Source organism: Vibrio sp. Y20_XG_PY13, assembly GCF_024181925.1.
In the GTDB taxonomy this organism is placed as follows: domain Bacteria; phylum Pseudomonadota; class Gammaproteobacteria; order Enterobacterales; family Vibrionaceae; genus Vibrio; species Vibrio parahaemolyticus.
In genome coordinates this window covers 273,489-285,502 of sequence record NZ_JAMZAL010000002.1, presented here as the reverse complement: position 1 = coordinate 285,502, position 12,014 = coordinate 273,489, and the positions used below count along the sequence as shown (strand labels likewise).

At 48.1% G+C, this 12,014-nt stretch carries 10 protein-coding genes; 3 read left to right on the top strand and 7 right to left on the bottom strand.

Going from position 1 to position 12,014, the window contains the following annotated elements:
* Window positions 1-189: 189 nt before the first annotated feature.
* From NL646_RS06430 to NL646_RS06400, 7 genes are all read right to left on the bottom strand, one after another.
* Window positions 190-1,986 (bottom strand): aminopeptidase P family protein, encoded by a 1,797-nt coding sequence (locus NL646_RS06430; protein ID WP_253664004.1) that lies wholly within the window; start codon window positions 1,984-1,986, stop codon window positions 190-192.
* A 9-nt stretch (window positions 1,987-1,995) separates the two neighbouring features.
* On the bottom strand, window positions 1,996-2,976 hold the full coding sequence (locus NL646_RS06425; RefSeq protein WP_253664003.1) for an ABC transporter ATP-binding protein: 981 nt from the start codon (window positions 2,974-2,976) through the stop codon (window positions 1,996-1,998).
* Window positions 2,977-2,985: 9 nt separating this feature from the next.
* Complete coding sequence (locus NL646_RS06420) at window positions 2,986-3,969, bottom strand: ABC transporter ATP-binding protein (RefSeq protein ID WP_253664002.1); 984 nt, start codon at window positions 3,967-3,969, stop codon at window positions 2,986-2,988.
* A 10-nt stretch (window positions 3,970-3,979) separates the two neighbouring features.
* On the bottom strand, window positions 3,980-4,912 hold the full coding sequence (locus tag NL646_RS06415; RefSeq protein ID WP_253664001.1) for an ABC transporter permease subunit: 933 nt from the start codon (window positions 4,910-4,912) through the stop codon (window positions 3,980-3,982).
* 9 nt (window positions 4,913-4,921) lie between these two features.
* Window positions 4,922-5,842 (bottom strand): oligopeptide ABC transporter permease OppB, encoded by a 921-nt coding sequence (gene oppB / locus NL646_RS06410; protein WP_017448601.1) that lies wholly within the window; start codon window positions 5,840-5,842, stop codon window positions 4,922-4,924.
* Window positions 5,843-6,008: 166 nt separating this feature from the next.
* Window positions 6,009-7,619, bottom strand: a complete 1,611-nt coding sequence (locus tag NL646_RS06405) for a peptide ABC transporter substrate-binding protein (protein WP_253664000.1) — start codon at window positions 7,617-7,619, stop codon at window positions 6,009-6,011.
* Between the two features lie 267 nt (window positions 7,620-7,886).
* On the bottom strand, window positions 7,887-8,993 hold the full coding sequence (locus NL646_RS06400; RefSeq protein WP_193277267.1) for a M20/M25/M40 family metallo-hydrolase: 1,107 nt from the start codon (window positions 8,991-8,993) through the stop codon (window positions 7,887-7,889).
* 4 nt (window positions 8,994-8,997) lie between these two features.
* Between NL646_RS06400 and NL646_RS06395 the strand changes: the two genes are divergently transcribed.
* The 3 genes from NL646_RS06395 (at window position 8,998) to NL646_RS06385 (ending at window position 12,005) form a co-directional block, all read left to right on the top strand.
* The gene (locus NL646_RS06395) at window positions 8,998-9,204 is read left to right on the top strand and encodes a hypothetical protein (protein ID WP_193277266.1); all 207 of its coding nucleotides are present in this window, start codon (window positions 8,998-9,000) and stop codon (window positions 9,202-9,204) included.
* A gap of 604 nt (window positions 9,205-9,808) precedes the next feature.
* A complete protein-coding gene (gene hppD / locus NL646_RS06390) occupies window positions 9,809-10,882 on the top strand; it encodes a 4-hydroxyphenylpyruvate dioxygenase (RefSeq protein ID WP_120416611.1) in 1,074 nt (357 codons plus the stop codon).
* Entirely contained in the window at window positions 10,875-12,005 is a 1,131-nt protein-coding gene (locus tag NL646_RS06385) for a homogentisate 1,2-dioxygenase (RefSeq protein WP_253663999.1), read from the top strand. Before hppD ends, NL646_RS06385 begins: the two co-directional genes overlap by 8 nt.
* Window positions 12,006-12,014 lie beyond the last annotated feature (9 nt).

The window sequence follows — 12,014 nt, the reverse complement described above, 5'->3', positions numbered from 1 at the left end:
TGTCTTGTCATCGGCGGAGCGTATTTAGTGTTTTCTGTGACGACTAATGAGCGTTAATCATTGGCATTTATTTGTGCAAAGCAAAGCTTTCAGCAACAAGAAGAGGTGCGCACATAGAGCCAGCCCGAAGGCCGGCAATCAAACAGGGAGTTTGAAATGAAAATGAAATCGGGAGATAGGGCAGTTTGTCTAAAACTCTATAAACTGAGTTGCGCGCTGAAGCCAAGCTTTGTCGTGCTCATCAAGAAATGGGCTGAGTGCTTGGTAGACGCGAGAATGGTATTGATTTAGCCAGTTAATTTCATCATGGCTTAGCAAAGAGACATCAAGCATGTTCGTGGCGATTGGTGCCAGCGTAATGGTCTCGAAGCCATAAAAAATACCGAACTCATTTTGCTCGACTTCAACCACTTTCATGATGTTTTCGATCCGAACACCGTATTCACCTTCACGGTAAACACCGGGTTCATTGGTGATCACCATGCCAGGTTTTAGCTCAACTTCGCGGTGGCTTTGCGAGAAGTTTTGTGGCCCTTCATGGACATTCAAACAAATACCCACACCATGTCCTGTACCGCATTTGTAATCAATACCATGTTGCCACAGCACACCTCGCGCCATGATGTCGAGATTGGCACCCGTAGAGCCTTTCATAAATCGAGTCTGAGTCAGTCGGATGACCGCTTTCAGCACTAACGTGTAGTCTTTGCGCTGTTTAATGGTCGGTGACCCGAAGTGGAAAGTACGGGTGATGTCTGTTGTGCCGCCAAGGTATTGACCGCCAGAATCTACAAGGAAGAAATTGCTTTCATTGACAACGGCATTGCTTTCTTCATCGGCGGCGTAGTGCATTTTCGCGCCATGTGCGGCGAAGCCCGCAATTGTGCGGAAACTGTCGCTCACATAATGGCGGGTTTGACGGCGATAGCTTTTCAATTGAGCCTCGGCTGACAGCTCAGTAACAAGCCCGCTTGGGACTTGGTCTTCTAACCAGCTCATGAACTTCACGACGGCCACACCATCGTCCGTCAATGATTGTTCGAGATTGGCTAACTCGGTCTGATTTTTGATGGCTTTCATGTCGGTGACGGGGCAAGCCATTGGCTTTAGTGAAAGGTTCTGCTCAATGGAGTTAACCAACAAGCTGTCGGTATAAACCGGGCTAAAAGCAAGCGACAAGCCTTCACATTGCTGATTCAAATACTGGCTGACGTACTCGTAGTGACGAACGCTCACACCTTGCGCAGTCAGCTTCTTCTCTATCTCGGCTGGTAACTTTTGTTTATCGATGAACGCCGTCGCGCGGTCTCGCTCGACAATAAGGTAGGATTCTGAAACCGGGCAGTAAAGCGTGTCAGCGCCACGAATATTCAGTGTCCACATCACATCGTCAAGGGTTGAAACCAATAAACAGTCCGCATGGTTTTCATTGAGCCATTTACGAATATCTGCGAGTTTTTGTTTGGCTTCTACACCAGAAAACGCAACCGGATGGTCAAAAATTTCTGCGCTCGGTCTGCTCGGGCGATCAGTCCAGATTGGCGTTATCAGATCGAGGTCGAGAACAATCTCGATGTTCTTTGGCTCAAGCGCTTGTTTAAGTTCTTGGTAAAATGCGTAGCTGATCGAGCGCCCATCCACGGCAATCGCGCTGTTTTTGTCGAGGGTATTCGCAAGCCATTTAGGAATGGTGGGGGTTTCCGGCTGACGCGCTTTGAAAAGGTCTAACCCTGTTCCATGTAATTGTTCTTCTGCTTGAATGTAGTAGCGACCATCTGTCCATAATCCACCGCCTTGTTGAGTTATGACGACATTACCAGCCGAGCCAGTAAAGCCAGAAATCCACGTGCGTCCAGCCCAATGGTCAGCGGAATACTCACTATTTTGGGGATCATTGTTTGTGACGATGTAGGCCGAAACCTTGTAGTTTGCCATTGCGTCGCGTAGCGATGAAAGGCGTTGGTTAACCGAGTTTGTTGTATTCATGAAAACGTCCTAAATCATGTTTGAACAGTAAATATGATGTTGCTCAGTGCCTGTTTTGACTGGGCTTTGCTCCCCAGATAGTTCCGTAGCTTCTGGGCATCGGGTTCTAAAAACACAACCGCTGGGTGGGTTGAGCGGAGAGGGGAGGTCTCCGGGCAACAATTGGATGTCGCGGTTGCGTGCAAGTTGCGGATTGGCAATCGGTACCGCAGAAAGCAATGCTTTTGTGTAGGGATGCTGAGCATCGTCGAACACTTGGTCGTAGCGTCCCACTTCCATTGGTTTGCCAAGGTACATCACCATCACTCGGTCGCTGATATGGCGCACAACGCTTAGGTCATGAGCGATCATCACCAGTGTCAGTCCCATTTCTTGTTTAAGGTCGTCGAGCAAATTAATGACCTGCGCTTGAATCGAGACATCCAATGCGCTGACGGGTTCATCACACACCACCAAGTCCGGATTGAGGATTAAGGCTCGCGCGATGCCAACACGTTGGCACTGACCGCCAGAAAACTCATGCGGATATCGGTTACGTTGGCTTGCCAACAGACCCACTTTGTCCATCATCGCAATGACGCGTTTTTCGACTTCGGCGCGTTTGAGTTGAGGTTGGTGTGTGAGTAACGGCTCTGCGATACATTCTGAAATCGTTAATCTCGGATTGAGGCTCGCCGATGGGTCTTGGAATATCATCTGAAATTCTTGGCGACGACGCGCTAACTTGTTTTTGCTGAAGCCACGCATGTCTTCACCTTTCCAAGTGAGCTTACCGTGCGTGGGTTCAACTAAGCGCAGCAGAGCACGCGCTAAGGTGGATTTTCCGCAGCCTGATTCGCCCACAATGCCGAGTGTTTCGCCTCGATAAACATCCAAATCGATGCCGTTGACGGCTTGTACGATCTTTCTTCGGCTCGGAATGAGGTGTCGCGAAACAGGAAAATGCACTTGCAGGTCGCGAGCGGACAATAACACTTCTTTCTGATTCATAACGTTTCCTTAAGCCGACTGGTGGATGAGTGAAATGCTGCTTTGGGCTTTGACATGGCAGGCGATGGATTGACGACCATTGAGCGGCATAAACTTCGGCGTTTCGGCTTGGCAGCGAGCGAGTCGGTAATCACAGCGATCTCTAAACGGGCAGCCTTGGTGGTTAATCAAGGCGCTCGGTGGGTTGCCAGGGATGGTTGGCAAACGAGGCATGTCTTCGGTGATCGACGGAATTGCTCTCAGTAAGCCTTGGGTATAAGGGTGTGCGGGCTGAGCAAAGAGGGTGTCCGTATCTGCTTGTTCCATTTTTTGTCCGCCGTACATCACCAACACGCGGTCACACATTTCGGCGACAACGCCCATATCGTGCGTGATCAGCAATATCGCGGTATTGAATTCTTGTTGTAACTCACGCAACAGAGTCAAAATTTGGGCTTGTACGGTCACGTCTAACGCGGTGGTTGGCTCATCGGCAATAAGCAGTTCCGGTTTACATAACAACGCCATGGCAATCATCACACGTTGGCGCATACCGCCAGAAAGCTCGTGTGGATATTGATTCAGGCGAGTGTCCGGCGATGGGATTCGCACCGCATCTAACATGTGTATTGATTCCGCAATGGCTTGCTTGCGACTCATGCCTTTGTGCACTATCAACACTTCGCTCAGCTGCTTGCCTATCTTCATAAATGGATTCAGAGAGGTCATGGGATCTTGGAAGATCATGCCGATTTTCTCTGCGCGAATACGGTTGAGCTGCTTCTTGGACATTGAGAGTAAGTTCTCGCCATGAAATAAGGCTTCACCGGAGACATTACCGTTGTCGGCGGTGAGCCCCATCAGCGCAAATACCGATTGGCTTTTACCAGAGCCTGATTCACCCACAATGCCGAGCGTTTCTCCTGCTTTAATCGAGTAGGAAAGGTTGCTGACCGCTTGCACTTGTCCGTCTGGCGTATCGAAGCGCACGTTCATGTTTTCAATAGATAGCATGGAGTTGTCCTTATCGATCTTTCGGGTCAAGAGCGTCGCGTAAGCCATCGCCGATGAAGTTGAAACAGAATAGGGTTGTGACCAAGAACAGGGATGGAAAAAGCAGCATCCACAAGGCAACATCAATGGTTTTTGCGCCTTCGGAAATCAGTATTCCCCAGCTGGTGTCTGGTGGTTGGACGCCTAAGCCTAAAAAGCTCAAGAACGATTCAAACATGATGAAACCGGGCACCATGAGCGATGAATAGACCATTACAATTCCCAATACGTTCGGCAGCACGTGACGACGAACGATGGTGAACTTTGAAACGCCAATGGAATGTGCCGCTTCGATGAACTCGCGCTTTTTAATTCCGAAGGTCACGCCGCGTACCACGCGAGCGATTCCCAACCATGACACCATGCCAATTACGACAAAAATTAGGTAGATGTTGTTGCCAAAGAGGGTGACGAAAAGGATGACCATGAACATAAATGGTACTGAATCCAACACTTCGATGATGCGCATCATCACGCTATCTACGACGCCGCCTAGGTAGCCTGAAATGCTGCCCCAAATCGTTCCGATAACGACGGCGACTAACGCGCCCACGAAGCCAACTAAAATTGAAAGGCGACCGCCTTGCATGGTGCGGGCAAACAGGTCTTGGCCGAGATCGTCGGTACCAAAGTAATGGCCGCTGCTAAGTGATGGCTTTCCTAGTTCGTATGGGTCGGCGAGTACGTCCCAATCAATCTCATCGTGTCCAAAGGCCGCAATCGATGGGCCAAACGTGATGCACAAAGTGATGAACGCGAGCACATAAACCGATGTCATCGCGGCGCGGTTTTTTCGAAAACGAGACCAGGCGTCTTGCCACAAACTGCGACCTTCCACCGCTTCGATATTGTCTACGACTTGGTCTTGTAAGGATTGAGTATCCAGTTTCTTAATCGATAACATGTTTGACTCCTAAACTCGGATACGTGGGTCGATCACCGTGTACAACAAATCGACCACAAGATTAAAGAAGATGGTGAGTGAGGCGACAATTAAGGTGATGCCCATGACTAAGCCGTAGTCGCGATTCAGTGCACCAGAGACAAAGTGCTGGCCCATACCACCAGTGCCGAAAAAGATGTCGATGATGACAGAGCCCGTCACGACAGAGACAAACGCTGGCCCGAGCATGGCGACGACGGGGATCAATGACGGACGCAGTGCATGGTGGAACAAGATGTAGGCGGTCGATAATCCCTTCGCTTTTGCGGTGCGAATGTAAGGTTGATTGAGGGTTTCAATCATCGCGCCGCGCATGACACGCGCGATGCTAGCGACTGATCCAATGGCCAGACTTAATACCGGCAAAACAAGAAAAGCTAATTGCCCACCTTCCCAGCCACCAGCGGGGAGCCAACCAAGCTGAATCGCAAAAATGGTGACAAGCACGGGAGCCAAAACAAAAGCAGGAACAACCACGCCCGTCATCGAGAGTGTCATTAATCCGTAATCCAAACGGCTATTGCGCTTTAACGCGGCAATAGTGCCGAGCAGCATCCCAAGTGGGACTGAGATGCTAAAAGAGAGCACCCCAAGCATTGCCGATACGGGCCAAGATTGCGCAACCAACTGAGTGACAGAGAAGTCTTGGTAAACAAAGCTTGGGCCTAAATCACCCTGCACAAAGTTTGTAATGTAAATCCAAAACTGAACCAGAAACGGTTCATCAAGGTGGAATTTTGCTTCGATGTTGGCGCGTACGATTTCCGGCATTGGGCGTTCCATATCAAACGGGCCACCCGGTGCGATGTGCATCAACCAGAAAGAAACCAGTGCAATAAACAGTAAGGTTGGAACGGCGATGGCTAGCCGTCTCAGAATGTACCAAATCATGATCCATCATCCTTTGGTAAAACGACGCCACATCCTGCCGCGTCGAATAAAAGGTGAAAAAAATTGGCCTGTGCTCATTACCGAGGAAAGAGAGGTTCGAGAAGGTATGCCATGTATTGGCAATGTCAGTGCTAGTTACCTTATCGACACAGGCCGAAACATGCCTTTAGTGGACTTTCACATAGACATTCTTGCGGTAGTACGAGGACTCGGGGTTGGTGCGCTCGTAGCCACCGACATAAGGCTTGATCAGGTATTGATCGATGCCGGGACGGTAAACTGGAATGATCGCCATATCATCAATCAACATGCTTTCTGCTCGCAGATATAGCTCAGATGGGTCGCTCATGGTCTTAGATTGCGACATCAACTCATCGTATTTCGGGTTGTGGTAACGTGAATCGTTGTACTCGCCATTTGATACGAAGATATCTAACCAAGTCGATGCCTCGTTGTAGTCGGCTGTCCAACCGCCGCGCGTAATTTCTGTGGGTTCTTTCAAGGCATAGAAGACTTTAGGTTCCAACTGCTTGATGGTGACTTGTGCGCCTAAACGGCTCTTCCACATGCCCGCCATGGCTGTCGCCATTTTTACATCCATCGAGAAAGTCGGGACGGTAAACGTCAACTTAAGTGGGTTACTTTGGTTGTAGCCTGCCTCTGCTAACAAACGCTTTGCTTCGTCAATTCGTTGGATTTGGTCCCACTTTGAATATTCCGGTGTGTGCGATTGAAACCCATCGGTTTGCGGTGGTACTAGCGTGAACATCGGAATGCCACCATTTCTTAAAATCGAATCAGTCAGTAGATTGCGATCAATGGCATAGGAGAGGGCTTGGCGAACTCGACGATCTTTGGTCGGTCCTTCCTGCGTATCTAGGTAGTAAAAAGTCGAACCTAGCGAAGCACTTGTATCAGCCACATCTTGAGGCAGTTTGCTTATTAGTTTCCTTTTTTGTGCGGCAGGAATCGACATGACCTGATCGATTTCTCCTGCTAGGTAGCGATTTAGCACGACATTCGCATCACCGATCGGCAGCCAAGTGATTTTATCTAAGACGACATTGTTTGCATCCCAATAGTGCGGGTTTTTCTTCATTACCATCTTCTCGTTTACCTTCCACTCCGAAACGGTAAACGCGCCGTTGGTTACGATGTTCTCAGGTTGTGTCCAGTTACTGCCGTGTTCCTCTACCGTTGTTTGATGAACCGGAGCAAGAACGGGGTGGCTCAGGAGTTTTATGAAGAACGGAATTGGCTTCTCCAAACTGACTTGGAAGGTTTTTTCATCCAACGCTTTCACGCCCAATGAATCAGGTTTTGCTTCGCCTTTCATAATGGCTTGCGAGTTTAGGATATTCGGTATGGCGGCAAACCAAGCGTAAGGTGATGCTGTGTTAGGGTCGAGCAATCGTTGCCAACTGTAGACAAAATCTTGAGCGGTCACTGCGTCGCCGTTTGACCATTTCGCATCGCGCAAGTGGAAGGTGTAAACCGTATTGTTGTCATTCACCGTCCAAGATTCAGCAATCCCAGGAATCGTTTTGCCTTGTTTGTCCTGAATGGTTAAGCCTTCAAACAAGTCTCGACCAAGGTTGAACGCAGGCTCCGCGGCTTGTTTTGCAGGATCGATAGAGGTGACTTCCGCCCCGTTGTTGAGTGTAATTTCTTGCGTCTCTGCAAGCGTCACACCAGCCGGATACGGCACTGCGTAGCTCGGTGTAGCCAGTATCGGACTCATTATCGATGCTAGCAAAAGTAGTTTAGGTAATTTCATCCTTGTCTCACTCTATTCATCCTGAAAGGTGCTCAAAATGTATATTGTATAAATTGTCTGCACAATCGCGTTTTAACATGGTTGTAACAAGGTGCTAAAAGCCGGGCTGTTCGGTCTCAAAAAGTGAGCTAGTAGAATTTTTATCGCGGTTGATTGCCAAGTTGGCATTAAGGAAAGAATATTTGTGGTGGGCAAAAATAAAAATCCCCTTCGCGCAGGGCGAGAAGGGGATGAAAGTCGGAAGTTAATCTAAATATTTGAGTGAGACTACTTCACCAAAAAATGCTTAACGAACTCAGATATTTTTACCATATCGTCAACGGCGATGAACTCTTCTGTGGTGTGCACTTTAGCCATACCCGTAGATAAGTTCACGGTTGTCAGACCTTTCTTGTTGAAGTTGTTCGCATCGCTGCCGCCGCCAGTGCCTTTCGTGAACGATTCGATACCCATATCTGCAAACGCCGCTTTGATTGCGGTTACGTGCGCGTTGTCTTCTTCGATAACAAAGGCGTCGTACGCGCGGCTAGATTCGATTTCGACTTCTGCGCCATGTTTTTCACATACCGACTCAAATGTTGAAATCATGTGGTTGACTTGGGCTTCTAGCTTCTCTCCATTTAGAGAGCGAGCTTCAGCAACGATTTTAAGCTCTGGCATCACAATGTTGGTTGCCTGACCACCGTTGACCATGCCGATGTTCGCTGTGGTTTCTTCGTCGATGCGAAGCAGTTTCATTTGGTTGATTGCGTCTGCCGCAACCATGATCGCGCTGATGCCTTCTTCCGGCGCAAGACCTGCATGTGCAGGGCGGCCTTTGATGGTTGCGACGATCTTTTGTTGGCCCGGAGCAGCCGTTACGATAGTTCCAATTGGGCCACCTGTGTCCAGTACGATCGCTTCTGTTGAGGTTACGTGAGACATATCGAAGTATTCAGAACCGAACAGGCCACCTTCTTCATGTACAGTGAACGCCAATTCGAGCGTTTTGTGTTCTAGGTTTTCAGCTTGGATGCAGCGCACTGCTTCCATGATGGCAGCGATGCCAGATTTGTCGTCACCGCCAAGAATGGTGTTGCCTTTCGAGCGGATGATACCGTCTTCGATGATCGGCTCGATACCAATGCCCGGCGTTACCGTATCCATGTGACAGCTCATTAGGATTGAGCCTTCTTTTTCCCCTTCTAACCGTGCGTACACGTTGAAGCCATTAGAAATGTGTTCTGGTACAGGAAGCTTGTGAACCGTAAAGCCTAGTTCGCCCAGTTGCTCAGCCAGCGTTTCTGCAATTTGTTTTTCATTCATAGATTCGCTGTCGATGCGAACCAGTTGGCAGAAGTGTTCAACTAGACGTTCTTGATTAATTTGTGTCATTTGGGTGTCTCTTTCTTTTGGGGTCGAGGGCGATACCGAGAAACGATGTGAATTCGAAATCAATGGCACGGACTCGAAAGGGAACAGAACCTCTTTTATCGCACAGCTTTATGTAGGTGAAGCTGCGTTGAATCAAAGAAAATCACTGCCTGACACGATTCTGACCGAGGATAATGCCAGAAGTGACGACGCAATCACGAAAGTGGTTTAGCAAGTGACAATTTGGTAATTGAGAGCGGAGACAGTAATGCACTATGGCTCGAAGCAAATATGTAACTGATGAAAGCAGTCAATAATTGCTGCAAGGTGCACTGTAAATAAGTAGGGTGTATTTGAAGCAAAATCACATTTGTGGATTAATGACGTCTCTGTTTACTCATATCCTCGCACTGCCAACTGGATAGGCCAAGTTCAATAAGAACTTGGCCGCTTTTTACGTGCGCTTTGTTGTCTTGAAACTCTCGCTTGTTTCACTCTCTCCAACCTCTCTTTAAATGAAACCAAAGACTTATCTAAAGTCGCTAGGTGCCAATAAAAATCGCCATGGTAACAAGTTGTTTACATTTGGTGGTGTGGCGTAAATCGAAAAATATCAACCTAATTGATTGAAATTCAATTTAATTTTGGTTTCTTTTTAACCGGGCACATTGATGGCTTTGTGGTGTAACATTAATTTTACATTTCTCCGTGAGACCCATCGAAATAGAGATTTCGGCTGATGTATTCCAATTTCTCTCTAGCTGCGCCAAGTTAGAAAAATCAGTTCAAACAGCTCAGTGAGGCTGTAAACAAATTAGTGACGCAAGGAGAAAGTCATGGTGGACACATACAACCCATTAGGTACAGACGGATTTGAGTTTGTTGAATACACAGCTGCTGACAGCAAAGGCATTGAACAACTAAAAGCGTTATTTACATCGCTAGGCTTTGCTGAAATAGCCAAACATCGTTCGAAAGAAGCATGGTTGTATCGACAAGGTGACATCAGCTTTATCGTGAACGCCCAGCCTCATAGCCAGGCGGAGGAGTTTGCTAAAGTTCACGGCCCATCTGTATGTGGTATGGCGTTTCGTGTGAAAGACGCGACGGTTGCGCTTGAACATGCTATTCAAAACGGCGGCACAGAATACAAAACTGAAATTGGTCCAATGGAACTGAGTATTCCTGCTATTTACGGTATTGGTGAAAGCTTGCTTTATTTCGTTGATCGCTATGGCAAGCAGAGCATTTACGACGTCGATTTCCGTTTTTATGATGATGCAGACGATCGCTTAGCAAAATCAGACGTTGGCTTGTACGAGATAGACCATCTCACGCACAATGTTAAGCAAGGTAATATGGATGTTTGGTCTGGTTTTTATGAGCGCATCGGGAACTTCCGAGAAATTCGATACTTCGATATCGAAGGTAAACTGACAGGCCTTGTTAGCCGCGCAATGACGGCGCCGTGTGGCAAAATCCGCATTCCAATCAATGAATCCTCGGATGACAAATCGCAGATTGAAGAGTTTATCCGCGAATACAACGGCGAAGGCATTCAGCATATCGCACTGACAACGGATGACATCTATCAAACGGTGCAAACGTTGCGTGACCGCGGTATGGACTTTATGCCAACGCCAGACACCTACTACGAGAAAGTCGATGAGCGCGTTGAAGGCCATACTGAGGATGTCAGCAAACTTCGTGCTTTGCAGATCTTGATTGATGGCGCGCCAATGAAAGACGGAATCTTGCTGCAAATCTTTACTCAGACGGTTATTGGCCCTGTGTTCTTTGAAATCATTCAGCGCAAAGGCAACGAAGGCTTTGGTGAAGGTAACTTCAAAGCGCTCTTTGAATCGATTGAAGAAGATCAAATTCGCCGAGGAGTACTAAGCGATGCATAAATGGATCACATTTCCGCATCGGGAGGGAGTGTGCTCTAAACAAGCACACGCGGATTTCCCGGATGAGGCAATTTATGAACGTGAAGCTGGCCGAAGTGGGTTCTTCGGCCCTGCGGCACATTTTCATCATCAACATGCGCCAACCGGTTGGTGTGAGTGGGAAGGTGACTTACGCCCACGCGCTTTTGACTTCACCTTAGTGGATAAAGCCAGTCAGCTCTCTCCTTGGTCAGTACCGCACTTACTGCACAACACTAACTGTAAAATACGTGTATGGCGCATGGATGAAAAGATGGATTTCTTGGTAAGAAATGCTGATGGCGACGAGCTGCTGTTCATCCACCAAGGTACGGCAGATCTTTACTGTGACTATGGTCATCTGAAAGTGAGCGAAGGGGATTACGTCATGATCCCGCGCTCAACGAGTTGGCGTTTAGAGCCGAGTGAACCCATGTTCATTCTTATGATTGAAAACACCGATGCAGCGTATTCCTTACCGGAAAAGGGCATGGTAGGGAATCACGCGGTATTTGACCCTGCGGTGTTGGAAGTTCCATCTATCAATGATGAGTTTCGTGCGCAATATTCTGAAAACCGCACCGAGGTTCAGGTAAAACGCCATGATAAAGTCAGTGTGATCACCTATCCGTTTAATCCGTTAGATGCGATTGGTTGGCATGGCGACTTAGCGGTAGTGAAAGTGAATTGGCGTGATATACGTCCCCTTATGTCACATCGCTACCACTTACCACCGTCGGCGCATACTACATTTGTAGGAGCGGGATTTGTAGTGTGTACGTTTGTTCCTCGTCCAATTGAGAGCGACCCGGGAGCACTTAAAGTACCGTTCTACCATAACAATGATGACTATGACGAAGTGTTGTTCTACCACGCAGGTGACTTCTTTAGTCGCGATAACATTGAAGCGGGTATGGTGACGTTTCATCCGGCAGGCTTTACTCATGGTCCGCATCCAAAAGCGTTTAAAGCGGGTCGAGAATATAAGAAGAAGTTTACGGATGAGGTCGCAGTCATGATCGATACCCGTCATGCACTCCAGTTCTCGGATGAACTGGATAAAGTAGAAAACAAAGAATATGTCTATAGCTGGCAAGAGAAGTAAGGGGCAAGG

Excerpts from the sequence above, each read along its gene's own strand:
- NL646_RS06430 (WP_253664004.1), bottom strand. The coding sequence starts at position 1,986 with ATGAATACAACAAACTCGGTTAACCAACGCCTTTCATCGCTACGCGAC.
- NL646_RS06425 (WP_253664003.1), bottom strand. The coding sequence starts at position 2,976 with ATGAATCAGAAAGAAGTGTTATTGTCCGCTCGCGACCTGCAAGTGCAT.
- NL646_RS06420 (WP_253664002.1), bottom strand. The coding sequence starts at position 3,969 with ATGCTATCTATTGAAAACATGAACGTGCGCTTCGATACGCCAGACGGA.
- NL646_RS06415 (WP_253664001.1), bottom strand. The coding sequence starts at position 4,912 with ATGTTATCGATTAAGAAACTGGATACTCAATCCTTACAAGACCAAGTC.
- oppB (WP_017448601.1), bottom strand. The coding sequence starts at position 5,842 with ATGATTTGGTACATTCTGAGACGGCTAGCCATCGCCGTTCCAACCTTA.
- NL646_RS06405 (WP_253664000.1), bottom strand. The coding sequence starts at position 7,619 with ATGAAATTACCTAAACTACTTTTGCTAGCATCGATAATGAGTCCGATA.
- NL646_RS06400 (WP_193277267.1), bottom strand. The coding sequence starts at position 8,993 with ATGACACAAATTAATCAAGAACGTCTAGTTGAACACTTCTGCCAACTG.
- hppD (WP_120416611.1), top strand. The coding sequence starts at position 9,809 with ATGGTGGACACATACAACCCATTAGGTACAGACGGATTTGAGTTTGTT.
- NL646_RS06385 (WP_253663999.1), top strand. The coding sequence starts at position 10,875 with ATGCATAAATGGATCACATTTCCGCATCGGGAGGGAGTGTGCTCTAAA.